21 protein-coding genes are annotated in these 25516 nt (G+C 72.0%); 8 read left to right on the top strand and 13 right to left on the bottom strand.

All coding sequences use genetic code 11. The annotated features are described in order from the left end of the window. From O7607_RS12825 to O7607_RS12805, 5 genes are read right to left on the bottom strand one after another with little or no spacing between them, the layout of a single operon-like run. A complete protein-coding gene (locus tag O7607_RS12825) occupies positions 1-414 on the bottom strand; it encodes a molybdenum cofactor biosynthesis protein MoaE (protein ID WP_269706962.1) in 414 nt (137 codons plus the stop codon). A gap of 47 nt (positions 415-461) precedes the next feature. Continuing rightward, on the bottom strand, positions 462-1721 hold the full coding sequence (locus O7607_RS12820; RefSeq protein WP_269703388.1) for a molybdopterin molybdotransferase MoeA: 1260 nt from the start codon (positions 1719-1721) through the stop codon (positions 462-464). Between the two features lie 37 nt (positions 1722-1758). Further along, positions 1759-2229, bottom strand: coding sequence for a MogA/MoaB family molybdenum cofactor biosynthesis protein (locus O7607_RS12815; protein WP_269703386.1), 471 nt, complete (start codon positions 2227-2229; stop codon positions 1759-1761). Beyond that, a complete protein-coding gene (gene moaC, locus O7607_RS12810; protein WP_013289345.1) occupies positions 2226-2717 on the bottom strand; it encodes a cyclic pyranopterin monophosphate synthase MoaC in 492 nt (163 codons plus the stop codon). The genes O7607_RS12815 and moaC overlap by 4 nt, the downstream gene beginning before the upstream one ends. Continuing rightward, positions 2714-3898, bottom strand: a complete 1185-nt coding sequence (locus tag O7607_RS12805; RefSeq protein WP_269703385.1) for a BTAD domain-containing putative transcriptional regulator — start codon at positions 3896-3898, stop codon at positions 2714-2716. Before O7607_RS12805 ends, moaC begins: the two co-directional genes overlap by 4 nt. Positions 3899-4540: 642 nt before the next feature. Between O7607_RS12805 and O7607_RS12800 the strand changes: the two genes are divergently transcribed. The 5 genes from O7607_RS12800 to O7607_RS12780 all read left to right on the top strand — a co-directional run bounded on the left by O7607_RS12800 (position 4541) and on the right by O7607_RS12780 (position 10243). Then, positions 4541-7027, top strand: coding sequence for a putative bifunctional diguanylate cyclase/phosphodiesterase (locus tag O7607_RS12800; RefSeq protein WP_269706961.1), 2487 nt, complete (start codon positions 4541-4543; stop codon positions 7025-7027). A gap of 40 nt (positions 7028-7067) precedes the next feature. Further along, entirely contained in the window at positions 7068-8411 is a 1344-nt protein-coding gene (locus O7607_RS12795; protein WP_269703383.1) for a glycosyltransferase 87 family protein, read from the top strand. After that, on the top strand, positions 8408-9040 hold the full coding sequence (locus O7607_RS12790; protein WP_269703381.1) for a phosphoribosyltransferase: 633 nt from the start codon (positions 8408-8410) through the stop codon (positions 9038-9040). Before O7607_RS12795 ends, O7607_RS12790 begins: the two co-directional genes overlap by 4 nt. A 23-nt stretch (positions 9041-9063) precedes the next feature. Beyond that, positions 9064-9468: a TFIIB-type zinc ribbon-containing protein gene (locus O7607_RS12785; RefSeq protein WP_269703380.1), complete on the top strand. Its 405-nt coding sequence runs from the start codon at positions 9064-9066 to the stop codon at positions 9466-9468. Between the two features lie 94 nt (positions 9469-9562). Further along, complete coding sequence (locus O7607_RS12780; RefSeq protein ID WP_269703378.1) at positions 9563-10243, top strand: maleylpyruvate isomerase N-terminal domain-containing protein; 681 nt, start codon at positions 9563-9565, stop codon at positions 10241-10243. 6 nt (positions 10244-10249) lie between these two features. Here O7607_RS12780 and dnaB read toward each other — a convergent pair whose 3' ends face one another. Then, a complete protein-coding gene (gene dnaB / locus O7607_RS12775; protein ID WP_269703376.1) occupies positions 10250-13069 on the bottom strand; it encodes a replicative DNA helicase in 2820 nt (939 codons plus the stop codon). A gap of 1260 nt (positions 13070-14329) precedes the next feature. Here dnaB and O7607_RS12770 point away from each other — a divergent pair. After that, a complete protein-coding gene (locus O7607_RS12770; protein ID WP_269703374.1) occupies positions 14330-15157 on the top strand; it encodes a hypothetical protein in 828 nt (275 codons plus the stop codon). A gap of 78 nt (positions 15158-15235) precedes the next feature. Here O7607_RS12770 and rplI read toward each other — a convergent pair whose 3' ends face one another. From rplI to rpsF, 4 genes are all read right to left on the bottom strand, one after another. After that, entirely contained in the window at positions 15236-15682 is a 447-nt protein-coding gene (rplI, locus tag O7607_RS12765) for a 50S ribosomal protein L9 (RefSeq protein WP_018788496.1), read from the bottom strand. A 14-nt stretch (positions 15683-15696) separates the two neighbouring features. Next, positions 15697-15936: a 30S ribosomal protein S18 gene (gene rpsR, locus O7607_RS12760; protein WP_013289355.1), complete on the bottom strand. Its 240-nt coding sequence runs from the start codon at positions 15934-15936 to the stop codon at positions 15697-15699. A gap of 41 nt (positions 15937-15977) precedes the next feature. Beyond that, positions 15978-16505 (bottom strand): single-stranded DNA-binding protein, encoded by a 528-nt coding sequence (locus tag O7607_RS12755; RefSeq protein ID WP_018788497.1) that lies wholly within the window; start codon positions 16503-16505, stop codon positions 15978-15980. Between the two features lie 82 nt (positions 16506-16587). After that, positions 16588-16878, bottom strand: a complete 291-nt coding sequence (gene rpsF, locus O7607_RS12750; protein WP_013289357.1) for a 30S ribosomal protein S6 — start codon at positions 16876-16878, stop codon at positions 16588-16590. A 637-nt stretch (positions 16879-17515) separates the two neighbouring features. On the opposite strand from rpsF, the gene O7607_RS12745 reads away from it, so the two are divergent. Beyond that, on the top strand, positions 17516-18298 hold the full coding sequence (locus O7607_RS12745) for a deoxyribonuclease IV (RefSeq protein ID WP_269703372.1): 783 nt from the start codon (positions 17516-17518) through the stop codon (positions 18296-18298). Beyond that, complete coding sequence (locus O7607_RS12740; RefSeq protein WP_269703370.1) at positions 18295-20316, top strand: hypothetical protein; 2022 nt, start codon at positions 18295-18297, stop codon at positions 20314-20316. Before O7607_RS12745 ends, O7607_RS12740 begins: the two co-directional genes overlap by 4 nt. 21 nt (positions 20317-20337) lie before the next feature. Here O7607_RS12740 and O7607_RS12735 read toward each other — a convergent pair whose 3' ends face one another. From O7607_RS12735 to O7607_RS12725, 3 genes are all read right to left on the bottom strand, one after another. Then, entirely contained in the window at positions 20338-21894 is a 1557-nt protein-coding gene (locus tag O7607_RS12735) for a glycosyltransferase family 87 protein (RefSeq protein WP_269703368.1), read from the bottom strand. A 118-nt stretch (positions 21895-22012) separates the two neighbouring features. Next, positions 22013-24841, bottom strand: coding sequence for a transglycosylase domain-containing protein (locus O7607_RS12730; protein WP_269703366.1), 2829 nt, complete (start codon positions 24839-24841; stop codon positions 22013-22015). Positions 24842-25035: 194 nt separating this feature from the next. Next, entirely contained in the window at positions 25036-25482 is a 447-nt protein-coding gene (locus O7607_RS12725; protein ID WP_013289362.1) for a DUF5318 domain-containing protein, read from the bottom strand. Between the last annotated feature and the right edge of the window lie 34 nt (positions 25483-25516).

Here is a 25516-nt window from a genome sequence, read left to right as displayed (position 1 = left end):
TCAGGGGCAGTTCACCCACTCCTCGGTGCCGTCGTCGAAAACCTGGCGCTTCCAGATCGGCAGCCGGGCCTTCACCTCGTCGACCAGCCGTGCGCAGGCCGCGAACGCGGCGGCCCGGTGCGCCGTGCTGACCGCCGCCACCAGCGCCACGTCCCCGATCTCCAGCGGGCCGATCCGATGCGACACCGCCACCGCGTACACCTGCGGGTCGGCCGCGACCTCGGCCGCCACCTCGCGCAGCACCGCCTCGGCGGTGGGGTGGCCCTCGTACTCCAGCCGGGTGACCGCCCGCCCGTGGTCGTGGTCGCGGACCACGCCCTGGAAGGACACCACCGCACCGGCCCGGCGGTCGGCCACCGCCGCCTCGTGTTCGGCCAGGTCGAGCGGCCGGTCGGTCACCGTGCCGAGCACCATGCCTGCGTCCACTGTCACGACGTCTCCCGTCGGTTCGTTCGTCGCGCTCACCCGAATCGCTCCCCGGGGGTCAGTGGCAGCGGCACGAACGGCACGCGGTCACCGGCCGCGCCGCTGGTGCCGGGCCGGATCACCGCGAACCCGTCCGCGCCGGCCAGTCCGCGCAGCATCGCCGAGCCGACGTGCCGCACCGGGTACGCGGTGCCGGCGACGCGGTCCCGGCGGGCGAGTGCCAGGTGGGTGTAGTCACCGCGCCCGGGAATGGGCTCGGCGAGCGTCACGTGCGGCAGCACCGGCATCGGCCGGCCGGTGAGACCGGCGAGCAGGGGCGCGACGAGCGACACGAGCGCCACCACCGCCGACTGCGGATTGCCGGGCAGGCCGGCCACGAACCGCACCCGGCCGTCGCCGTCCACCAGGCGGGCGAGCAGCATCGGAAAACCCGGGCGCACCGCGACGGTGTTCACCACGTAGTCGGCGCCGAGCGCCTCCAGCGTCGGGTGCAGGTGGTCGACCGGGCCGTGCATGGTGCCGCCGGTGGTGCACACCAGGTCGGCGTTGGCGAGCGCGCCGCGCAACGCCGCCACGTGCGCGGGCAGCGTGTCGGCGACCGGCCCGACCACGTCGGCGGCGCGCATCTGGCAGCCGTAGCGACGCAGCCATGCCGGCACCGACGGGCCGAGCGCGTCCCGGACCCGGCCCGCGCCGGGCGGACCCGAGGTGAGCAGTTCGTCGCCGAAGACCAGCAGCGCGGCCCGGGGTGGGCGGCGGACCCGCAGCGTGTCGTGCCCGCAGGAGGCGGCCAGGCCGATCACCGCCGGGTCGACGGGCGTGCCGGCGGGCAGCAGCTCCTCCCCGAGGTGCGCCTCCTCACCCGGCTCCCGCCACTCCGGTGCTGGTCGGGGCGTGCCGGACACCAGGCCGTCCGCCGTACGCGCCGACTCCTCGATCCGCAGGATCGCCGTCGTGCCCTCGGGCACCATCGCGCCGGTGGCGATCTCGACGGTGCTGCCGTCCGCCTCCAGCGGCGGTGCGGTGTGCCCGGCGAGCACCCGCCCGACGACCCGCCACGGCCCCGGGCCGCGCACCGCCCAGCCGTCCACGCTGGAGGTGGGGAACGCGGGCAGGTCGGTACGCGTGGTCAGCGGCTCGGCCAGCGTGTGCCCGTCGGCCTCGGCCAGCGGACGGGCGACAGCGGGGAGCGCGGCGGACAGGCCCACCGCGTACACCCGGGAGCGGGCCTCCTCCCACCCGGCCGGGGGTGGCGTGGCCGCCTCGGCCGCGGCGGCTTCGGTTTCCGTGCTCATCCGGCGAGCCTAACGCCGGAGCACGTGCCTCGCGGGTTCAGTGGTCGCCGCCGCGAAGCTGGTCGACGGCGTGCCGCAGGATCGGCCCGAGCACGGCCAGGCCGTCCCGGGCGCCGCCGCGTGAACCGGGCAGGTTGACCACGAGCGTCCGGCCGGTCACCCCGGCCAGCCCGCGGGACAGCGCCGCGGTCGGCACTGCGTCGCGGCTGTGCGCGCGGATCGCCTCGGCGATGCCGGGGATCTCGTAGTCGAGCAGCGCCCGGGTCACCTCGGGCGTGCGGTCGGTCGGCGTGATGCCGGTGCCGCCGCTGGTCAGCACCACGTCGACGCCGTCGGCGCGGGCGGCACGCAGGGCGTCGCCGACCGGTTCGCCGTCCGGCACCACCACCGGGGCGTCGACCTCGCAGCCCAGCTCGCGCAGCCCGGTCACGAGCAGCGGGCCGCTGGTGTCCTCGTACACCCCGGCGGCGGCCCGGTTGGACGCCACGATCACCCGGGCCCGGATCACGGCCGGTCCTCCGGCCGGACCCACTCGCCGGTCTTGCCGCCCTCCTTGCGGAGCACCCGGACGGCGTCCACCGAGGCGGCCGGGTCGACGGCCTTCACCATGTCGACCAGGGCGAGCCCGGCGACCGCCACGGCGGTCAGGGCCTCCATCTCCACGCCGGTGCGGTCGGCGGTCTTCGCGGTGGCGGTGATCTCCACCGTGTCGGCGGTGAGGTCGAGGTCGACGGTGACGCCGTGCAGCGCGATCGGGTGGCAGAGCGGGATCAGGTCCGGTGTGCGCTTGGCGCCCATGATGCCGGCGAGCCGGCCGACGGCGAGCGCGTCGCCCTTGGGCAGGCCGTCGCGGCGCAGCAACTCCACCACCTCGGCGGTGGTGCGCAGGCGGCCGGCGGCGACCGCGAGCCGGCCCGAGACCGGCTTGGCGGAGACGTCGACCATCCGGGCCGCACCGGCCGGGTCGACGTGGGTGAGCTGCGCGGGTTCGGTCACGGCCCGACCCTATCCGCCGGGTACGACGCCGCGGGGTGAGGCGGCCGGCGGCGGGGAGGAGCGCCGTTTCGGGTGCCGATGCACGACGCCCCTCCCTCACCTGCCCACCGTCGATTCGCTGGGGGGAAATTGACGGTGGGGGCCTCGTTCGTCCGTGTTCGCGCGCTGTGTCCCCGCAGGTCGACGAAGAGTTGCCCGTCGGGGAAGCGCTCGGCCGACCGGGAGGCCACGTGCAGGGCGAGAGTCGTCTTGCCGCAGCCCGCCATGCCGTCGATCACCCGGATCGTCGGACCTTGCCCGGAAGCCTCGCCCACTTCGTACAACAATCGATCGACCGTTTCCTCCCGGCCGACGAAATTCATCACCGTTCGTGGCAACCAATTGCGCTTATGAGCACCACTCCGGATGGGCTCCACCTCGCGCGCCGATTCCGGAATCCGGCGTCGAGCCTGGGTCGCCGCCATCCGAAGTCGCTCCATCTCCGCGCTGGGTGCCACCCCGAGCTGGTCGGACAACGCTTCGCGAGTGGCGCGGTAGACGGCGAGGGCGCCACCTGCGTCACCGGCCCCGATGAGGGCACGCATCAGGAGACACTGTGCTCGTTCCCAAAGCGGCTCGCGCGGGACCTGATCCCGCAGAAACGACACCGCCGATTCCGGATTCCCCATGCTGAGGTGGGCCTCCGCCAGCAGCTCCAGCGTTGCACGGCGTTCCTGGTTCATCGCTTCCCGCCGGACGGTCAGCACCGGCCCCAGCGTCAACCCCGCGAGCAGTGGATCTGCAGCATCAACCGCATCCTTCAGCAACGTGATCGCCTGCGCCGGTTCTCCCGCACGCATCAGCTCCCGGCCCTGGCGCCAGCGCGCGGTCCGCCGGTGCAGGTCGATCAGATTCTCGTCGGCGACAAGGCGGTAGCCACCTTGTTCACGGACAATCCTGAGCCTCTCGACCCCGGACGAGTCGAGGCCTCGCCGCAGGTTGGCGGCGTAGGTCCGCGCGTTGGCGATCGCGGAGCGGGGTGGGCCGTCGGGCCACAGCTCGTCAACCAGTTCGTGCACCGGGACCAACTGGTTGGCCCGCACAATCAGTAGCGCCAACACCAACTGCTGTTTGGGTGTCCCGAGCGAAAGGTCGGCCGTGCCGAGCCGCACCGCCAAACCACCGACAACTTGGATTTCCATGGTGCTGTTCCAGCCTCAGTCGGCTCCCGTCCACGCCCAGGCCGCAGCGTAATCGATCGGCCGCAAGGCCGTTGCCCCATCCAGGGGGGCCACGCACCGCCACTCCTCATCCGTCCCGACGATGAAAGCCGCCCGAGCAACGGTTGTAATGTCCAGCCGTCACGGCGACGCTACAGGCGACGAGAGAGGCTTTGGCCTTTCCCATGGCGCTGAGCGACTGGGCGGGTACGTGAAGCATACGGTCGGCTCCGCTCCGCTTACAGCGCATGGACAGAACGTCATTTAATCCGCAATAGTTACTTATATTGCGCATACCGACATTAATGCTTTCTTATCAGCCTCACCTCGCTCTAACCTGCTCTTCAAGGGAACAGGGGGCGCCTCAACCGCCCAAACAGAGATATCCGAGGAGGGTCGTGACAATGCGCAGCACCGAATGGACCTGAGAGAACTCCGGCCATCTGCAATCACGATCCAATTGATATCTGAGGAGGGGCGATCAATGCGTAGCACCGAATGGACCTGAAGGTTCTCACGGCCCCGGCGAAGAGGTAGGCTGCCGCTCATCGCATTCCGACGGTGAGCGGCGGGTGATGCCGGTTGAGCCGAACGGCGGACAGTCGAAGGGTTGTCGAACCGCCTCTGCGCCTGCTCGTGTACAGCGTGAGCGGCTGCGCGGCGTTCGTCGTGCTCGCCGCCCTGCTCACCGTCCGGAACCAGCCGCCCGATTCGGTCCGTGATCTCGTGACCGTCACAGCTTTGGTGGTGACGGTCGCCTTGGCCACGGTGATCAAGACCCCGTTGCGCATACGGTCGACCACCTTGGCCTTCGCCTGGGTCGAGACCGCGATCGTCATCGGTCTCGCCGTCGCCCCGGCCTCCTGGGTAATCCTGGCAACCGGCGTCGGTGTGGGCTGCGGATCAGTCACTCGGTTGGCGCCCATCAAGACGACGTTCGCCGTCGCGAAGCACACGCTGGTCGCCGGCGGCAGCGCGCTCGTCACACTGCTGTTCGGCGGGATCTGGCCACCCCATGAGCCGCTCCACATCCTGCTGCTGCTGGGGGTCGTCTACCTGGTAGCGGCGCTACTCGACGATCTCCTGGCCATGCCGGTCATCGCCCTCGCGTCCGGGACGCCCATCGCCCGCCAGTTCCGTACCGACCTCGACCTGCGGGTCGCCGGGTTCGCTGTCCGCTTCCTCGTGGCCGCGTGCACCGTCCTCATCCTGCGGGCCGACCCCCGTTTACTGCTCGCCGTGCCTCCGCTGGTCCTCAGCCTGCACCTGGCCTACTCCGCCCGGATCCGCACCCGCACCGAGCAACAGGCATGGCAGCGCCTGGCCCGGACCACCGACGCCCTCAACGTGGTCGACCTCGACCAGGTGCTCACCACGGCGGTCACCGAAGCCAGCGAACTCTTCTCCGCCGACGAGGTCGAGATCGAGCTGCGCGACGGCGGACGCACCATCCGGGGCAACAGCACGAACATCGCGTACGACGGAGTCGCCCCCCAGCCCAGCGCCGTCGACGGTCAGGTCATGCCGGTCGCCCTGGAGGGCCACGACCGGACCGACGACGTCGGCGTCCTGCGGCTGCGGTTCGCCGGTCCGGTGGAACTCTCCGAGCGGGAGCAGTACACCCTGCGTACCTTCGCCTCCGCCCTGTGCACCGCGGTCCGCAACGCCCAGGCGTACGCCGAACTCGCCCGCATCGCCGAGGACCACGCCTACGCCGCCACCCACGACGCCCTCACCGGCCTGTCCAACCGCCGGCACCTGCTCGACGAGGGCAGCGCCCAGCTCACCACCCGGCACGCCGACGGCGTCACCGCCCTGGTGCTGATCGACCTCAACCACTTCAAGGAGGTCAACGACACCCTCGGGCACGGCGCCGGTGACCGGGTACTGATCCAGGTCGCCGAGCGGCTGCGCGACGCCGCGAACCCCGACGACCTGGTCGCCCGGCTCGGCGGCGACGAGTTCGCCGTCCTCCTGCGCGGCCTGCCCGCCCCGGCCGTCGCCGCCCACCGCGCCGAAGCCCTGCTCGCGGCACTGCACGACCCGCTCGACCTCGACGGCATGCGGATCAGCGTGGAGGCCAGCGGCGGCATCGCTGTCGCCCCCGCCACCGGCGGCATGGCGGAACTGCTGCGACGCGCCGACGTGGCCATGTACCAGGCCAAACGCGCCGGGCAACGCGTCGCCACCTACGCACCGGTCCGCGACACCGCCGACCTGAGCCGACTCACCCTCGGCGGCGAACTGCCCCGCGCCGTCGCCGACCACGAGTTCACCGTCAACTTCCAGCCCATCGTCGACCTGGCGAGCGGCGAGGTGATCGGCGCCGAGGCCCTGGCCCGCTGGCACCACCCCACCCACGGGCTCATCGACCCGCTGCGCTTCCTCGAAGCCGTCGAACGGTCCGGACTCCTCCCCGCGTTCGCCGAGGCGATACTCGACCAGGCGCTCATCGCCGCCGGCTCCTGGCGCGACGCGGGCTTCGACCTGCCCGTCTCGGTGAACGTGTCCCCGCGCAGCCTCCTCGACGCCCGCTTCCCCGGCGCCGTCCTGGCCCGGCTGCGCGCCCACGACCTCCCGCCCGACCGCCTCGTGCTGGAACTGACCGAGACACTCACACTCAGCCAACTCGACGTCGTCGACCGCGTCCTCAGCCGGCTACGCGACTCCGGCGTCCGGCTCGCACTCGACGACTTCGGCACCGGATACTCGTCGCTCTCCCTGCTCTCCCGCATCCCCGTACACGAACTGAAGATCGACCGCAGCTTCGTCGGCGCCATGGAGACCGCCCCCGAAGCCGCCGCCGTCATCCGCTCCACCCTCGACCTCGGCCGCAGCCTCGACCTCACCGTCGTCGCCGAAGGCGTGGAGAGCGAACCGCAACGCCGCGCGCTCTGGGAACTCGGCTGCGCCGCCGGGCAGGGCCACCTGTTCGCCCGCCCGCTACCCGCCGCCGCGCTGCTCGCCACCCTCCAACGCGGCCACGGCGGCCGGACCGGCGCGCTCGCACCCGCGCTGCACGACACCGGCGCCGTCATCCGCCTCCCCGGCCGCCGCACCGGCCGCACCCGCCCGGCGCCCCCCACCGCCACCGACGCCCGGCAACCCTGACCCGGCCGGGGCACCCCGCCGGTCTGCCACACTGGCCCGCGTGACCGCCCACGCCGACCCGGCAACCCCCGTCTCCCGCCGCTGGTCGGCACTCGACACCGCCGCCGGCGGCCTCGCCCTCGACCTGGGCCTCTACGCCGCCGCCACCGTCTTCGCCGCGATCACCGCCGCCACCTCAACACTCCCCCCGCACCGCGCCTGGGGCGCCGTCGCCACCATCGGGTACGCCCTCGCCACGCTCGCCGCCACCACCCAACTGCTCGCGCGCCGCCGCCACCCCGGCACCCCCTTGGCCGGGCTGCCCGCACGCTGGACCGTGGCCGGTCTCACCTGGGCCGCCACCGCGCTCCTGCCGGTCGTCACGCAGAGCATCGAACGCGCCGGCGGACGCACCGACCGCGCCCAGGAGGAGGTGATCGTCGTCGAACACGCCGGCGCCCGCCTCGCCGAACACGGCACCCCCTACCTCGGACCCGACGCCATCGCCGCCCTGCCACCCGGCGAACAACTCCTCGGCTACACCCCGTACCAGCCCGGCATGGCGCTGTTCGGGCTGCCCCGCGCCGCCCTGAACACCTGGTGGACCGACTCCCGCGTCTGGTTCGCCGTGGTCACCGCACTCACAGTCGTCGCCCTCGTCGCCACGCTGCGCACCGGCGGCGGCCCGGACGCACCCCGCCGCGACGCCGCCGTCCTGCGCGCCGTCCAGGCCGCCACCGTCCTGCCCGTCTGCGCGCTCACCCTCGCCACCGGCGGCGACGACCTCCCCGTACTCGCGCTCTGCCTCCTCGCCCTCGCGCTCGCCGCCGCCGGCCGGCCCGGCCGGGCCGGCCTCGCGGTCGGCGCCGCCGGCGCCCTCAAACTCTTCGCCTGGCCGATCGCCGTCGTGCTGATCTGCTGGGCCGCCACCCGCCGGTCCGCGACCCGCACCGCCCTCGGCGCCGTCGGCCTACCCGTCCTCGCCCTGGTCCCGGTCCTGCTCGTCGACCGCGACGCCCTCGTCGAGAACGTCCTGCGCTTCCCGCTCGGCCACGGCCTCGTCACCAGCCCCGCCCAGTCGCCCTTCCCCGGACACCTCATCGCCGAGACACTCCCGGCCGGCCGCGCCGTCGCCGCCGCGCTGCTCGTCGCCGCCGGAGCAGCCATCGCCGTCCGGCTGCTGCGCCGCCCGCCCCGCACCGCCGCCGCCACGGCCCTCATCTGCGGGTACGGGCTGCTCGCCGCGATCCTGCTGATGCCCTCCACCCGCTTCGGCTACCTGCTCTACCCGGCCGCCCTGCTCGTCCTCGCCCCCGCGCTGGCGCTCACCCGACCGGACGACAGGGCGACATTCCCGGCAACCGCCCCGCGCGACCCGGCCGAAAGGCGTACACCTGAGGAATGACCACCTACCGCGACCGGACCGAGGCGGGACGTGAACTCGCCGAGCGACTCGCCGACCTCGCCGGCCGGCCCGACGTCCTCGTGCTCGGCCTGGTCCGCGGCGGCGTACCCGTCGCCCGGGTGGTCGCCGACCGGCTCGGCGCACCCCTGGACGTGCTCGTCGTCCGCAAACTCGGCGTGCCCTGGGCGCCCGAGGTCGCGTACGGCGCGCTCGGCCCCGGCGGCGTGCAGGTCCTCAACGAGATGGTCGCCGACCGGATCAGCGAGAACGACAGGGCCCAGGTCCGCCGCCGCGAACAGGCCGAACTGGACCGCCGCGAACGGCGCTACCGAGGCGGCCGCCCACCGCTCGACCTCACCGGGCGCACCGCCGTCATCGTCGACGACGGACTCGCCACCGGCGCCACCGCCCGCGCCGCCGTCCAGGTCGCCCGCCACCTCGGCGCCACCCGCGTCCTGGTCGCCGTCCCCGTCGGTTCCGAGCAGGCGTACGACATGCTCGCCGCCGCGGCCGACACGGTCGTGAGCTGCCAACTCCCGCACGACTTCGCCGCCGTCGGCGGGTACTACGAGGACTTCCACGAGGTCTCCGACGACGAGGTCACGCAGGCGCTGACCGCCACCGCGTGAAAACACCCGGTACCGTCGTTGTCATGCAGATGACCTGTCCCAAGTGCCGCGGAGAAATGCGCCAGTACGAGCGCAGCGGAGTAGTCATCGACCAGTGCGGCGAATGCCGGGGCATCTTCCTCGACCGCGGCGAGCTGGAAAAGCTGTTCGATGCCGAGGCCAACTGGAACCAGCAGCACGGCGGCGCCCGGCAGCCCGCCCCGTCCGGTGCCGGCTACCCGCCGCCCCCGCCGCCCCCGCCGCCCCCGCCCGCCGCCGCGCCGCACCAGCCCGGCTACGGCGCCGTCCCCCCGCCCCCTCCTCCGCCGCCGCCCGGCCACGGCTACGCGCAGCCCGCGTACGGCCACAGCCAGCAGCAGCACTACGGCTACCACGGCCACTACCGGCGGAAGAAGAAGCACGGCTTCCTCGGCGAACTGTTCGACTGACCGCCGAGCACGCGCACGCCGGGCCGGTGCACCGCATCGACCCGGCGCGCTCGTCGCCGTGCCGCACCCGCCACACCGTGGCAGGCTGCACGGCATGAGCCCGATCCGGCAGCACGAGGCGCTGGCCCAGGCGTACGACGGCATCACCGCAGTGGTCACACCGCTGGACGACGCCGGCCTGCAACGGCCCACCCGGTGTCGTGGCTGGGTCGTCGCCGACCTGCTCTTCCACGTGCTCTGCGACGCCCAGCGCGCACTCGTGGCCCTGGCCAGCCCCGCGTCCGGACCGGCCGACGTGGACGACGTCAGCTACTGGCGCGCCTTCACCCCCGGCGACGACGACGCGAGCGCGCGGCACGCCTGGTGGGCACGCCGCTCCGCCGCCGCCTTCGACCGGCCCACGAGCGTGGTCCGCCTCTGGGCCGACACCGCGCCCGCCGCCGTCCGCGCGGCCACCGCCGCGGGCCCCGACGGGTACGTGACCACACAGGGCCACGTGCTGCGCGTACCCCATCTGCTCGCCACCCTGACCACCGAGGCGGTCATCCACCACCTGGACCTGGTGGTGGATCTGCCGGACGCGCCGCGGCCGGCGGCGGACCCGACGCGGGTCGCGGTGACCACGATGGACGGCCTGCTCAGCGACGACGCGGTACGGCCGGCCGGCTGGGACGACCACGACTACCTGCTGAAGGCCGCCGGGCGGGTGCCGCTCACCGACCGGGACCGGCTGGAACTGGGCGAGGCCGCCGGATGGTTCCCGCTGCTCGGCTGACGCCGCTCAGACGATCGCCATGTCCACGAAGCGCGACAGGTGCAGCTGGGCCGCTACCGTGACCGTGTCGGTAGGACCATTTCTGTGCTTGGCAACAATAAAGTCCGCTTCGCCCGCTCGCGGCGACTCCTTGTCGTAGTAGTCGTCGCGGTGCAAAAGGATGACAACGTCCGCATCCTGCTCAATCGATCCAGATTCACGCAAGTCGGACAATTGCGGTCGCTTGTCGGTTCGCTGCTCGGGACCACGGTTCAGCTGACTCACCGCGATCACCGGGCACTCGACCTCCTTGGCGAGCAGCTTCAGGCCACGGGACAGGTCCGCGACCTCCTGCTGCCGGCTCTCGGTGCGCTTCGGCGAGGTCATCAGCTGGAGATAGTCGACGACGATCAGCTTCAGGTCGTGCCTCTGCTTGAGCCGTCGCGCCTTCGCCCGGATCTCCATGAGGTTCATGCTCGGCGTGTCGTCGACGAAGAGCGGCGCCTCGCTGATCTCCCCCATGCAGCGGGCGAGCTTGGTCCAGTCGTCGTCGGAGAGCTGCCCGCTCCGCAGCACGTGCAGCGGTACGCGTGCCTCGGCCGAGAGGAGTCGCATGACGATCTCGACCTTGCTCATTTCCAGCGAGAAGATCGCTGCCGCCTGGTTGGCGCGAATAGCCGCATTGCGGGCGAAGTCCATGCTCGCCGTGCTGTTGTGCGTCGGGATCATCGAGCGGCCCGCCAGATACAGATGGTCGGGATTGTCGACGGTCACGCAGCGCACCGGAACGCTCGGCACCGGACGGACGTCCACGATGAAGCGGGAGTGGGAGCGGACGTCCGAGGACGTCCGTCGCCGGGCCGCATGGGCGGTCCGCTTCCGATCCAGCCGGAAGACCGTGTCCGGCGTGGAGAAGTTCAGCGTGTACGCGACCGACGACTCCTCGGTACGGCCACGCACCTTGCGCTCGGTCATGGTGCACCGGTAGCCCAGGCTGACGACGAGTTCCCGCACACCGTCGATCAGCCGCCGGGAGGTGGACGTGTACTGAAGGTTCCCGTTCGGCGCCACCGTGCCGTCGGTGTCCATGAGACCGGCGAGCAACGCCCGGCGCTGGGTCTCGGAGGCGCGTAGGTAGTCCTGCGGAATGTGCTTGTCGTAAGCCACCCCGACGTGGCGGAGCAGAGCCAGGAAGGAGCCGTTGCGCTCGTGACACTCGGCGCAGCGGCGGGTTCCGGGGTTCTCCCGCAGGGCACGGGTGGAGCCGCCGCAGTCGACGCACGTGCGGTCCGCCGCCCTGGCCGGCGTGGGCAGATGCACGCCGTAGACCATGGGACCGCTCGGGCGCACCAGGAAGCCGTCCCGGGCCACGAGGTCGACCATCTCGGCGTCCGCGGTGGTGAAACGGCTGGCCCCGGTGTGCCCGTCTCCGAGCCACACCCCGAGGGTGTACGGCGGGACGGCCAGGTCGCGTTCCGGAAGTCGAAGCGGCGCGCAGTTTCGCACGGCGTGGTTGAGACGGCGGTCGGCCGTCTCGGTACGGAGCGTGGCCGCGATCTGCGCCGTCGTGACGATCCCGTCGTGCTCGGCGCGACTGCCGGCGTTCACCGGTCGCTCCGCGCGTGCACGGAGGCCGGAGATCAACGCGCCCACCGGGTAGCCCGGGGCCGTCCAGTTGCGTGTCTTGCCGGCCCGGGTCACCGGTCGGGCGACCCGGCCGTTGGAACCCACCGTCTGCGCCACCGTGTGAAGCACGTTCCGGAATTCCGGGCCGACCTGTTCCAGGGTTTCCGCGAGAGTGACCAGGCGGTGCGGTTCGGCGGACGCGGCCGCCTCGGCCGCCCGCACCTTCGCCAACACCGGCTCGGCCCAGTGGTGCCGCCGGCGTGCTTCCGGCTGGCGTCGGCTGGCCCGGGTGGTGGTCTTCCACAGGTGCTCGGCGTCCGCCACGATGACGCTTCCGTCGGAGAACTCGACCTCGTAGCAGGGGCGGTCGTCCATCACGTCGAAGACGTTGGTGATCGTCGTCGGAGTGCCGTCCGCGGCGAGGAGCTGCTCGCCGACGCGCACCTCACCCATGGTGGTCCAGCCCTGTGGGGTGGGCAGCGGGGTGTCGAGTGCGAGCGCCTTCCCGAGACCGGGCCGGCCGGCCACGATGATGAGCTGACCGGCGTGCAGGCCGTTGAGCAGGCGGTCGAGGTCGGTGAACCCGGTCGGCACGCCCGTCATCACCCCGCCCTGGGCGCCGACCGCCTCGATCTCGTCGAGCGTCGGCTGGAGCATGTCGGCCAGGACGGCGAAGTCCTCGCTGACGCGCTTCTCGGTGACCTCGTAGACGGCCTGCTGGGCGAGGTCGACGACGTCGTCGACGTCGCGGCTGCCGCCCTGTCCGGTGCCGTAGCCGAGCTGCACGATCCGGGTACCGGCCTCGACCAGCCGGCGGAGCACGGCCCGCTCGCCGACGATGCGGGCGTAGTACGCGGCGTTCGCGGCGGTGGGCACGCTGGCGATCAGCGTGTGCAAGTAGGGGGCGCCACCGATGCGGGCCAGGTCGCCGGAGTCGGCGAGCGCGGCGGCCACGGTGATCGGGTCGGCGGGTTCGCCGCGCCCGTAGATGTCCAGGATCGCGTCGAAGATGGTGGCGTGGACCGGCCGGTAGAAGTCGTTCGTCTTCAGGATCTCCACGACGTCCGCGATGGCGTCCTTGGAGAGCAGCATGCCGCCGAGCACGCACTGCTCGGCGGCGACGTCCTGAGGTGGTGTCTTCTCGAACGGCGCATCGCGCGGCGGCGGCTCGGGTGAGGATCCCCCGGTCCGTTCCGCACGCGTCTCGTCGGTGACCGACACGGGTTCCCCCCTCGCTGCGTCGGATCGAGTCCAGCTCTATCGCCGGGGTATGACAACTCTCCGCCGACCCTCCGGTCGATCGGGGGTCATCGCCCGGCGGTCGGGGGACCACGATACGGAACCCGAGGTCAGCCGCTCAACAAGGCCGGTGGATGAGCCTCGGGACAACCTGTGGACGTCTGGGGACAGGCATGTGCGCAGGGTGTGCACAGGGTGTGGAAAAGTGATGGGGAATTCCGGGCGTATCCCCTCTGACCTGGGCTTTTCCTTTCCCCACCCTGTGGACGGAAGATTTCCGGCCAAGCTTTGTCGTCGTTCGTCCCGTACTATCGCTGCGAACGGCGACACCTGGGACAGCGGGTTTACTTTCGGGTTGAGAGAGGTCACGCTCCGGCCGTGAGACACCGGGACTGGGGAAGCGGGGAGGACAGCCCGCGCGAGCGACGGCCGAGCGGTTCCTGGGACGAGCCCGCCGCGCCGCGCCGGGTCGGCTCGTACGCCCCGGAGGGTTACCGCACGGCGAGCCGGCGGCGGGCGGTCGAACGTGGCCAGGACGAGCCGGTGGAGACGTACCTTCCCCGTTGGGCGCTCGAATCCGGTGTGAGTCGCGCGGACGGCGGCGGGCGGCACGCCGCGCCGGACGAAGACGAGGTGGAGACGCCCTCGTCCGGCGGTGGGTGGCGGGCGGCGGCCGGCCGGCGCGACGACGACCGGCGGGATCTGCGCGCTATCGGTGCGGGTCCGTTGTCGGACCACACCGCCGAGTGGACGATGGACGCCCCGCAGGAGCGGGGGTACGTGGGCAACCGGCGGGCGGACGAGGACGACGTGCCGGTGTCGGGGGCGGCACCCCGGAGCCGTCCGCGCCGGGCGGCGACGCGCCGGCCGCAGGTGATCTGGTCGGGGCTGCCGGAGTCGACGGGTTCGGGCGAAGGGCCGGTTGGGTCGGACGGCGAACGGCCGGCGGGTCGGCCGCGACGGTCGGCTTCCTCCTCCTGGCCGCCACCCGCGGGGTCGGAATCCTCGTGGTCGCGGCCGGCCGCCTCGGACGACGCGTGGTCCCGCTCGGGGACGGATGCGGAGTGGCCGGCGGCGGATGCGGGCCGGTCGCCGTCGCCGGCCGTGGAGCCGGAGCCGACCTGGGGGCGGGCAAGGGCGTCCGAGTCGGAGCCGGCCTGGGGGCGGGCGGCGGCGCCGTCGGAGCCGGCGCGGCCGGGTGCGGATCCGTGGCAGCGCCGCCGAGCGGCCGAGCGTGAATGGGTGGAGCCGCCGGCTGTCGATCCGTGGGACGCGTCGGGGGTGCACGCCTGGGACCGACCGGTGCCCGCGAGCCGCTGGGAGCGGGCGGAGGGTCGGTGGGACCGTACGGAGCACACGGGCGAGTGGGACCGGTTCACGGACACCGGTTTCCTGGAGCCGGTGCGGGACACCGACGACCGGTACCCGGCGGCCGACCCGTGGGACCGTACGGCGCCGCCGGTACGGGAGGGCTGGGCGTCGCCGGAACGGGCCGAGGCGTTCTGGTCCGGTACCCGGCTGTCGGGTGACGATCCGCGGTGGATGGAGACGCCGTCGACGGCTCCGCGTTCGCCCGCGGTGGCGTACTCGGCGCCGCGTCCGCGTGCGGTGCCTCGCCGTCGCCCCGTGGAACCCGCGCCGTCGACGTTGCGGCGGCGGGTGGAGACGATCGGCGGCGGTTCGTGGGGCCGCCGGCTGGAAGACGACCTGCTGGACCCGGATCCGGGTGGTCCGTTGCGGCCGCTCGTCTACACGGCGGCGTGTTATCTGGTGCCGGCGGTACTGCTCATGGTCGGTCTGCTGTTCCTGAGTGGTCAGCCTCCGGCGGGGTGCGTCACGGACATCACCGGCGGGGGATGCGACTCGCAGCGTGCGCACGCGCTGGATTCGTTGGTGTCGGCGGCGCCGCGGTTCGGGTTGGCGATGGTGAGCAGCCTGGTGGTGGCGGTGCTGCTGCGGCAGGTCGGGACGACGTGGCGGTCGGCGACCGTGGCGCTGGCGGCGGCGGTCGTGGGTGGCGGGCTGTCCACCGTGGTGATCAGCGCGGTGACGGGCAATCCGCTCGGCTGAGTCCGGCGGTGGATCGGCGGGGATACGAAAAGGCCCGCACCGGAACTGGTGCGGGCCTTTCGCGTCGTGCTTCGGGTGTCAGCCCTTGACCACGTTCAGGTCGAACTTGGCGGTCACCTCGGGGTGCAGCCGGATGCTGACCGGGTAGGAGCCGAGCGCCTTGATGTGGCCGGGCAGCTCCAGCCGGCGGCGGTCCAGGGTCGGGCCGCCGGCGGCCTTGACGGCGTCGACGATCTCGGCCGGGGTGACCGAGCCGAAGAGCCGCCCGCCGTCGCCGGCGCGGGCCTTCAGGTTGACCTTCAGACCCTCGACCTGGGTCTTGACCTCGGTGGCGTGGCCCAGGTCGCGGATCTCGCGGGCCGAGCGGGCCCGCTTGATGACCGTGACCTGCTTCTCCGCGCCCTTGGTCCAGGCGATCGCGAAGCCCTGCGGCAGCAGGTAGTTACGGCCGAAGCCGTCCTTCACCTCGACGATGTCGCCCGGAGAGCCGAGGCCGGACACCTCCTGAGTCAGGATGATCTTCATGTCCGTGCCTCCTCTCAGCGGGTCGTGGCCGTGTACGGCAGGAGCGCCATCTCGCGGGCGTTCTTGACCGCACGGGCGATCTGCCGCTGCTGCTGCGAGGTGACGCCGGTCACCCGCCGAGCGCGGATCTTGCCGCGGTCGGAGATGAACTTGCGCAGCAGCGCGGTGTCCTTGTAATCGATGTAGGTGATCCCGTCCTTGTCGAGCGGGTTCACCTTCTTCTTCGGCTTGCGAAGGGCCGCAGCCTTAGCCATTGCTCGTGCTCCTGGTTTGCGATCGCGGGCGCTCGGCGCCATTAGAACGGAGGCTCCTCGTCGAAGTTGCCGCCCGAACCACCGCGGGAGGGGGCGGGGGCAGCAGAGGCCCAGGGGTCGTCGAAGTTGCCTCCGCCGCCGCCCTGGCCGCCACCACCACCGAAGCCGCCGCCACCGCCACCGGAGCGGGACATCTTCTGCACCTTCGCCGTGGCGTAGCGCAGCGACGGGCCGATCTCGTCGACCTCCAGCTCGATGACGGTGCGCTTCTCACCCTCGCGGGTCTCGTACGACCGCTGGCGCAGCCGGCCGGACACGATCACGCGAGCGCCGCGCTGCAGCGACTCGGCGACGTTCTCGGCGGCCTGGCGCCAGACCGTGCACGAGAGGAACAGCGGCTCGCCGTCCTTCCACTCGCCGGAGGCCTTGTCCATGAAGCGGGGCGTCGAAGCGACCCGGAACTTGGCGACCGCCGCACCGGAGGGGGTGAATCGCAACTCGGGGTCATCGGTCAGGTTGCCGATGACCGTGATGGTGGTGTCTCCTGCCATGACCATCTCCTCGCGCACTCATCTTTGTGCCGTACAGGCTCTCAGAGCCGTACGACAGCGTGGATGAGGCTTGTGATCCGGACGTGCCGGGTCTAGATGCTCAGCGCATCTCCGGGCGGATGACCTTGGTGCGCAGCACCGACTCGTTGAGTCGGAGCTGACGGTCCAGCTCGCCAACGGCCTCCGGCGTCGCCTGGAGGTCGATGACGGCGTAGATGCCCTCGGCCTTCTTGTTGATCTCGTACGCGAGGCGCCGGCGGCCCCACACGTCGGTCTTCTCCACCGAGCCACCCGCGGTCCGGATCACGTTCAGGTACGTGTCGAGCGACGGGGCGACGGTGCGCTCCTCGAGGCTGGGATCGAGGATCACCATGACTTCATAATGACGCAAGACGTGCTCACCTCCTGTGGGCTAGGCGGCCACGGTCCTTCCGTGGCAGGAGGTCGTGCGTCGTCGCCCGTGGCCGGTGCCGGGGGAACCCGGTCGGACACACGGACAACCGGACCAGGATAGCCGGTCCGGACGATCATGGCCGGGCCGGTGGCCCCGGCGAGCCGGGAGCGGCGACAGGGGCCCACCTCCGGCGCGAGCCGGCAGGTGGACCCCTGTCCACGGGACCGCGGGGCGTCCCGTCCGCATTCCTTGGGTGGGACCTGGGGAGGAACGACCACACCGATGAGGTTGGATCGAAGACGCCCCGCGGAGCTTTATCGTGTTGTCACCTGCTATGACCATACAATGGCTCTCGTCACCACTTGGGGTAAATGGAGGAATTGCTCCTACTGCCGACCTCCCGTACCGGGACGACGAGCGGATCCCGCCCCGTCGTGCCGGGCCGCACGGCGGGGCGTCCCGTCACCGGGGGTCCACCCTCGCCCGTCCGTGCTGTGGACCACGTGCGGGCGGAGCGTCGACCATCGATCCCACCTCGGACAACGACCGCCGGGCCGGGTGGTGACGCGTTCGACCCGCCGGGTGCCTCGCGCGAGCGCGCCGACCGTCGCAGGCGCGACGTAGGCTGCCCTGCATGCGAATCGGAGCCCACGTCGACCCGACCGACCCGCTGGCCGAGGCGGCCGCCCGGCAGGCCGAGGCGGTCCAGTTCTTCCTGGCCGACCCGCAGGGCTGGAAGGCCCCGAAGCCGCGCGAGGACGCCGAGCGCCTGCGCGGCGCCGACGTCGACCTCTACGTGCACGCGCCGTACGTGATCAACGTGGCCACGCTGAACAACCGGATCCGCATCCCCAGCCGCAAGCTGTTGCTCGCCCACGCCACCGCCGCGGCGGACGTCGGGGCCAAGGGCCTGATCGTGCACGGCGGCCACGTCAACGCCGGCCACGACGTCGCCGTCGGCTTCGACAACTGGCGCAAGACCTTCGCGTACGCGGCGGACTCCGGCGGCTTCCCGCTGCCGGTGCTGATCGAGAACACCGCCGGCGGTGACAACGCCTGTGCCCGGCACCTCGACGCGCTGGCCCGGCTATGGGACGTGCTCGGCGACCACGAGGTCGGTTTCTGCCTGGACACCTGCCACGCGTACGCGGGCGGCGAGGAACTGCTGGGCCTGGTCGACCGCGTGAAGGCGATCACCGGCCGGATCGACCTGATCCACGCGAACAACTCCAAGGGCGCGTTCAACTCCGGCCAGGACCGGCACGACAACCTCACCGGCGGCACCATCGACCCGGAACTCCTGGTCGCGGTGATCCGTGCGGCCGGCGCACCGGTGATCGTGGAGACCCCCGGCGGCGTCGAGGGTCAGGCCGCCGACATCGCGTTCCTGCGCGGGCAGCTGGGCGCGGCGGCGTGACGACCGAACAGTCCGGCACGACCGGCCACCGGCCCGGCGCCGAGCCCCGGCCGGCCGGGACGGGCGCGCAGAACCGGCCGGACGAGACGGAGAAGGCCGGGGCGCCCTCTTCCGACGAGGCCGGGAGTGCCGGGGGCAGCTCCGTCGAGGACGACGCCGCCGCAAAGGCGGCCGAGGCCCGGGACGAGCCGGCAGATAACACGGCCGAGGGCGGGGACAAGAGCGCAACGGGTACGGCCGGCGACGAGCCCGCCGACCCCTGGTCCGCGTTCGGCCCCGCGCCGGAGCCGGCGCTCGGCCGGGCCCGCCGGGCCGTCCGCACGGTCGGCCGGTTCCTGGCGCACGAGTGGACGCTCGCCGCCGTCGCCGCGCTGGCCCTGGCCGCGGCGATGACCTGGCCGACGCTGCGCTATCCGCGGCACACACTGCCGCAGGACTACTGGGATCCGAGCCTGCAGGCGTGGCAGATGGCGTGGTCCGGCCACATCCTGCGCACCGACCCGGCGATGCTGTGGCACGCGAACACGTTCTATCCGGAGAACTGGAGCTTCGCGTTCTCCGACACGCTCCTCGGGTACGCCCCGGCCGGCCTGATCGGGGTCGGTCCCGAGCACGCCGTGCTGCGCTACAACATCATGTTCGTGCTGGCGCACGCGCTCGCCGCGTTCGGTGCGTACGTGCTGGCCCGGCAGCTCGGTGCGGGCCGCATCGGCGGCGCGGTGGCCGGGGCGAGCTTCGCCTACGCGCCGTGGCTGCTGGCCCAGGCGGGGCACCTGCACATCATCTCCAACGGCGGCATCCCGCTGGCGCTGGCCATGCTGGCCCGGGGTCACGGCTGGTCGCTGCGGTACGGCTACCGGCCGCGTCGCCGGCACGCGGGCTGGGCGTTCGCCGGGTGGCTGGTGGCCGCGTGGCAGCTCAGCCTGGGGTTCGGCATCGGGCTGCCGTTCGCGTACATGCTGGCCGGGACCGGTCTGGTCGCGGTGGTGCTGTGGTTCGTGCGGCGGCGCCGGGTGCGGCGTCCGTTCGGGCGGCGGCTGTTCCTGGCCGACGTGTTCGGCGGGCTGGCCTTCGCCGCCGTGGGCGCGGCGCTGGCGGTGCCCTACTTCAGGGTGGCCGAGCTGCACCCGAACGCGGAGCGGACGCTCGGCGACATCGGGCTCTACTCGCCACCGGCGAGCGGGTTCTTCACCGCCCCGGCCGAGTCCCGGGTCTGGGGCGGGCTGCACGAGGGCGCCCGCGCCGTGCTGCCCTGGCATCCGGAGATGACGCTGCTGCCGGGCTTCGTGCTCTACGCGCTCGCCGCCGGTGGCCTGTTCTTCTCGGTCTGGCGGGTCCGGCACCGGATCTTCCTGCTCGCCGGGGTGCTCGTGACGATGGCGCTGGCGATGGGCACCCGGTTCTTCGGCGGCCGGTTCACCTACGTGCCGTTGTTCGACTACCTGCCGGGCTGGAGCGGGTTGCGGACGCCGGGCCGGATGATGCTCTGGACCACGCTGCTGCTGGGCCTGCTCGCGGCCGGCGCGGTCACCGCGTTCTGCATGCGCGTACGCGAGCTGGCCGCCGAGCGGGTGCCGCCGTGGCCGGGCCCGTGGCTGCGCCTGGCCACGCTGCTGCCGTTGGCGCTGGTGCTCGTGGAAGGGCTGAACGCGACGCCGCAGCCGGTGGTGCCGCTGCAGCCGGCGGCGATGCGGACCGTGGACGGCCCGATGCTGGTGCTGCCGAGCAGCCAGAACCTCGACCAGCCGGTGATGCTCTGGTCCACCGACCGGTTCCAGCCGATGGTGAACGGCGGCAGCGGTTTCACGCCGCGCTCGCAGGCCCAGATCCGCGAGGCGACTGTCAGCTTCCCGGACTACGCGAGCGTCGACTACCTACGGCAGATCGGCGTGAAGAACGTGGTCGTGTTGCGCGACGAGCTGGCGGGCACCCCGTGGGAGGGGATGCTCGACCGGCCGGTCGACGCGCCGGGCGTGACCCGGGAGCAGGTCGGCGAGGCGGTCGTCTTCCGCCTGTAGACCGGAACACGACCGGCTCGGTCACACCGGAACGGGTTCGGCGGGCCGTTCGGCGGCTCGTGCCCGCCAGCGCTGATGCCAGGGCGCGTCGGGTGCGCCGTCGAGCACCCCGCCGTCCGGGTCGTCGGCGTAGGTGTGCCGGACCACGTCCAGTTCGGGCCGCACGATGTCCCGGATGACGAACCCGCAGAGCACCACCACGGTGATCAGGCGCAGGCTCGACGCCAGCACGAAGACGCCCTCGGGGAAGACCGGCCGGGACATGGCCGTGCCGAGCAGTTCGCCGTAGAAGGCGGCGAAGTAGCCGACCTCGGCGACCTGCCAGGCGAGGAACGCGCCCCAGCGCGGCCGTGCGAGCACCGCGAGCGGCAGCAGCCAGAGCACGAACTGCTGGGACCACACCTTGCTGAAGATGAGGAACGCGGCGACCACAAGGAAGGCGAGCTGGGCCAGCCGGGGCCGGCGCGGCGCGAGCAGGGCCAGCCCGGCCACGCCGAGGCAGGCCAGCCCGAACAGCAGGTACGACAGCCAGTTGAGGGTGGGGATGTTCGCGTTGAGCCACTCGAAGGGCCCGAGTTCGCCGGGTGAGGACGGGCTGATCCGGCCGTCCAGGTAGCGGCCGATGTACCAGAGCGTGCCCCAGTCGATGGGGCGCGTGGTGTTCAGGTCGAAGAAGCGTTCCCAGTTCTCCCGGTACGGGATTGCCACCGGCAGGTTCACCGCCACGAGCGTCACCAGCGCGGTCGCCGTGGCGACGAGCCCGGCCAGCATCTTGCCGGCGCGCAACGCGAGGACCAGGATCGGCCCGAGGAGGAACAGCGGCCACATCTTGGCCGCGCCGCCCAGTCCGATGAGGACGCCGGCCACTCCGGGCAGCAGCAGCGCGTACCGGTCGGGCCGGGCGCGTGCCCAGGCCAGCAGGCCGAACGCGGCCAGGCCGATGGCGAGCAGGTCCCAGTTGACGGTGGCGGTGAGCACCAGAGCCGGGGAGAGCGCGAACAACGCGGCGTCCCAGGGTCGTCGTCGGCGCAGGCTGAGGATCACCGCGACGGTGGCGACGGCGAGCGCGCCGAGCACCAGCGCGTTCAGGTTGTAGAACCACTGGCCCTGGTTGATGGCGGGGTTGTCGGAGCCGAGGGCGTGCACCGGGAGGCCGAGGGCGCCCATGAAGTAGCCGGTCAGCACCGGGTACTCCACCGGGTGGTCGGCGTAGGGGACCTTGCCCTCGTTGAGCCCTTCGGCGTAGTAGAGCGCCAGCACGTCGGTGTAGCACATCCGGGTGTACTGGATGTTGTTCTGCCAGGCGCCGTCCTGGCAGGGCGACTTCTGCACCCAGTGCAGGGCCAGCGTCAGGCAGACGAGCGCCAGCACGATCCGGCCGGCGGTCCAGAACCGGCTCTCCCGGCCGGCGGGCCGGTCCAGGGCTGCGGCGTGGTCGCCGAGCGGACCGCCGATCAGTCCGGAGGCGCCGCGGACGAACCAGTCCGAGCGGGACGGATGGTCGATCGTCTCTGCCGATCGCGGCGCCGCCTCGGACGCGCCGGGCTCATCGATGCCTGCGGGCGACTGGGTGCTCATGGTGAGGCATCCTGCCGTACACCGGGGGTCGCCGTCCCGTCGCGCGCGGAGAAATTCCGGTACGCGAAACGCGGCGGCGGCCGGACCCGAGGTCCGGCCGCCGTCGTCAGGTGGTACGTCAGTTCTGTCGTGTCGGTGGTGTGCTCGGTAGCAACCCACCGCCGCCACCGCCGCCACCGGGCCGTCCACCACCGCCGGGGAGCCCGCCTCCACCGGGGTTGGTGCCACCCTGGTCGCCGCCACCACCCGGGGTGCCGCCGCCGGGCGTGCCGCCGGGGCAGAACAGGCCGAGCGGGTCGCAGTTCGGGCCGCCGGGCTGGCCGGGCTCGTTCGCCGGCGGGGGCGCCTCGCCGTTGCCGGTGTCGTCCTTGCCGATGTTCGCCGCGGGCGGGAACTCTTCCTTGTCCTTGCCCTTGAGCGCGTCGTTCATGAAGCGCTGGAAGATGTCACCCGGCATCCGGGCGCCACTGATGTCCCGGCCGTCCTTGTACTTGATCGCCTTGCGGTCCTTGACGTTGCCGACCCAGACCGCGGTGGCGAGCTGCGGCGTGTAGCCGATCATCCAGGCGTCACCGTTGGCGGTCGTCTTGTCGTTGAGTTCCCAGGTGCCGGTCTTCTCGGCGACCTGACGGCCCTCCTCGAGGCGCTTGTTGATCTGGCCCGGGTACTGCTTCAGCACTGAGGTGACGTCGGCGGCGACTTCCGGGTCGATCCGCGGCTGTGGCTTGAGCTTCTCGCCACCGAGCACGTCCCACTTGCCGGTGTCCGGGTTCTGCTTCTCCACCTTGCGGATGAAGTGCGCCTTGTTGTAGACGCCCTGATTGGCGAAGGTGGCGACGCCGTTGGCGTGGTCGAGCACGGTGATCGGGTACTGGCCGTAGCCGATGACGTGGAAGAACGGCGAGGGAGCCAGGTCCTTCGGGTCGGCCTTGGTCAGGTCGTGTGCCTTGGCCGGGTTGGTGTCGGTCTGCCACATGGTGGTGACGCCGGCCTGCTTGGCCATGTCGAGCACCTTGTCCGGCCCGATCTGTTCGGTGATGTAGTAGAACGGCACGTTCAGCGACTTCAGCGTCGACTGTTCGAGCGTGCAGGAGTCACCGCAGGTGACCCGGTCCGCGCCGGCGTTGCTGACCTTGAACTTGGTGCCCTTCGGCGTGAACGCCGTACCCTTCCACCGGGACTTGAGCGAGATGCCTTCCTTCAGCGCCGCGGCGAGCGTGTAGATCTTGAAGCTCGAACCCGGCGAGTGCCCGCCGCTGACCACGCCGTTGTCGACGTTCTTCCCGGCGTAGTCGGTGCCGGTTCCGTTGTCGCCGCCGTAGTAGGCGAGCACCCGGCCGGTCTTCGGGTCGATGGCCACCACGGCGGCCATCAGGTTCGACGGCTGGCCGGCGAGTTCGGACTTCTTCCTGGCCCGCTGGGCCGCGTCGAGCGCCGCCTCCTGCATCTTCCGGTTGATGGTGGTGGTGATCTTGTAGCCGCCGCGGCTGAGCGCCTTGGCGCACAGCGGCTTCTTCTCCGTCGCCTCGGCCTCGTTGTCGGTGCAGAGCTTCATCTCGCGCAGTTCCTGCGAGACGTAGTTGACGATGTTGCCGTACGGGGTGTCGATGCCGAAGCCGCCACCGCTGTTCTTCGACGGCTTCGCGATGTTCTTCGGGTACTCGGTGGGGTGGTTCGGCTTGTTCGGCGCATCGAGCCACTTCTCCGTGATCATGCCGTTGATCACGTAGTTCCACCGGTCCAGCGCGGCGGTCGGGTTGATCGCCGGGTCGTAGCCCTGGTGGGTGGCGCTCGGCTCCGGCTGCTTGATCAGCGCGGCGAGCACCGCGGCCTCGGCCACGGTCAGGCTCTTGACGTCCTTGCCGAAGTAGGTCCGTGCCGCCGCCTGGATGCCGTACGCGCCCCGGCCGAAGTAGATGACGTTCAGGTAGTGCTGCATGATCACGCGCTTGTCGTACTTGTCGTTCAGCTTGGAGGCGAGGATCGCCTCCTTCACCTTGCGGCCGTACGTGTCCTGGTTCAGGTTCTCGAACGCGTTGCGCGCGTACTGCTGGGTGATGGTCGAGGCGCCCTGCTTGTCGCCGCCGGTGAGGTTGTTCCACGCGGCCCGGGCGATGCCCTTGTAGTCCACACCGGAGTGCTTGTAGAAGTTCCGGTCCTCCGCCGCGGCGACCGCGTGCTGGACGTGTTCCGGGATCTGGTCGATGGTGACGAGCTGCCGGTTCTGGTCGCCGATCCGGGCGATCGCGGTGCCCGTCGAGTCGTAGACGGTGGTGGACAGCGGTGGGATGGTGTCCTCCGGGAGCACCACCTTGGTGGAGTACCAGGTGAAGCTCACCACGCCGATGCCGGCGAGCATGATGAACACGGCGAAGCCGGCGATCAGGATGTTGATCCGGCGGCGCCTCTTGGCGCGCGCCGGGTCCTCACCGCGGCCACGCCGGCCGGGACCGAGCGGACCGCCGGGGCCGCCGGGACCACCGCCGGCGGCACCTGGCACCCGGGCGCGGCCACCGACTGCTGCCGCGCCGACGCTCGCGCGTCCGCCCACGCTCGCACGCCCGCCGACGCTTGCCGCGCCCACGCTCGCCGCGCCCACCGAGGCCCGCCCAGCTGGAGCGGCCGGGGACACCGGCACCGACGCCCGGCCGGCGCCGGCGCGCCCGGAGGCGCCGGGAGCCGGCGAGACGGGCACCGAGGCGCGGCCGCCTGCGCCGGCCCGGCCGACCGAGGCCGAGCCGGACGCTCCGCGCGGCACCGGAGCGGCGCCGCCGACCGAGGCCCGGCCACCCGCGCCGTACGGTGTCACGGAGGCGCGCGCCGAGGCGCCGCCGTCCGCCGCGCCGGACCAACCGTTCCCGCCCCGGCTCCCTTCGGAACCGGGGTCGCCGTTCGGGCCCGGGATCTGGGCCCGCCCACGCGAAGAACTGGGATCGCCGTAGTTCATTCCTCACACCCTGCCGGTCGCGGTGGGGCGCGGGGGCGCCGCCACCGGGTTGCCGTGAGCTGGAACACGGGACGTTACCCGCCGGCGGTACCGGCGCGCGCCCGTCAAATCCGACCTATTCGGACCAATTACGCGTAAAGGCTGTCGATCCTGCCGCCCGGGGAATGGGCCGACAGCGATCGGGACAGCCGCGTTCACCGTTGCGCCTCTCGCCTTCGCCGAGGGGTGGAGCCGTTGGCCGCGACCGACTCGTCCGCGTCCTCCGCCTCGCCCGCGAGGCCGTCCCGGCCGAGCAGGAACTGCTCGACGAGATGGTTCCAGTCGCAGCCGGGGCATACCTCCACCACGAACACCTGGAACTCACGCAGCGTCATGGCCAGGACGGGCAACTCGGCCCGGGTACGCGCCTGGCCGGCCGACTGCTTGAGTTCGTCCCCGTAAATGTAGTGGACGTGGATCAGGTTCTCGCTGCGGCAGATCGGGCAGCGGTGGTCGGTCGGCTCGCCGTGGAAACGAGCAGCGTTCTTCAGGTACGGCGAGGCGTCGCAGACGTCGTACGTGCCGATCCGCCCGGCGAGCAGTTCACGCAGCACAGCCCGCTTCTGGAGCGAGTAGTCGACGACCTGGCGCTGCGTACGCATGCGGGAAAGGGTACGCGCTCCGGCGAACCCAGGC

This window comes from Micromonospora sp. WMMA1949 (assembly GCF_027460145.1).
GTDB lineage: Bacteria > Actinomycetota > Actinomycetes > Mycobacteriales > Micromonosporaceae > Micromonospora.
This window is presented reverse-complemented; position numbering and strand designations above follow the sequence as displayed.

Bases quoted from the DNA above. Each gene is read 5' to 3' on its own strand.
- O7607_RS12825 (WP_269706962.1), bottom strand. From the start codon at position 414: ATGGTGCTCGGCACGGTGACCGACCGGCCGCTCGACCTGGCCGAACAC.
- O7607_RS12820 (WP_269703388.1), bottom strand. From the start codon at position 1,721: ATGAGCACGGAAACCGAAGCCGCCGCGGCCGAGGCGGCCACGCCACCC.
- O7607_RS12805 (WP_269703385.1), bottom strand. From the start codon at position 3,898: ATGGAAATCCAAGTTGTCGGTGGTTTGGCGGTGCGGCTCGGCACGGCC.
- O7607_RS12790 (WP_269703381.1), top strand. From the start codon at position 8,408: ATGACCACCTACCGCGACCGGACCGAGGCGGGACGTGAACTCGCCGAG.
- O7607_RS12785 (WP_269703380.1), top strand. From the start codon at position 9,064: ATGCAGATGACCTGTCCCAAGTGCCGCGGAGAAATGCGCCAGTACGAG.
- O7607_RS12780 (WP_269703378.1), top strand. From the start codon at position 9,563: ATGAGCCCGATCCGGCAGCACGAGGCGCTGGCCCAGGCGTACGACGGC.
- rplI (WP_018788496.1), bottom strand. From the start codon at position 15,682: ATGAAGATCATCCTGACTCAGGAGGTGTCCGGCCTCGGCTCTCCGGGC.
- rpsR (WP_013289355.1), bottom strand. From the start codon at position 15,936: ATGGCTAAGGCTGCGGCCCTTCGCAAGCCGAAGAAGAAGGTGAACCCG.
- O7607_RS12745 (WP_269703372.1), top strand. From the start codon at position 17,516: ATGCGAATCGGAGCCCACGTCGACCCGACCGACCCGCTGGCCGAGGCG.
- O7607_RS12735 (WP_269703368.1), bottom strand. From the start codon at position 21,894: ATGAGCACCCAGTCGCCCGCAGGCATCGATGAGCCCGGCGCGTCCGAG.
- O7607_RS12730 (WP_269703366.1), bottom strand. From the start codon at position 24,841: ATGAACTACGGCGATCCCAGTTCTTCGCGTGGGCGGGCCCAGATCCCG.
- O7607_RS12725 (WP_013289362.1), bottom strand. From the start codon at position 25,482: ATGCGTACGCAGCGCCAGGTCGTCGACTACTCGCTCCAGAAGCGGGCT.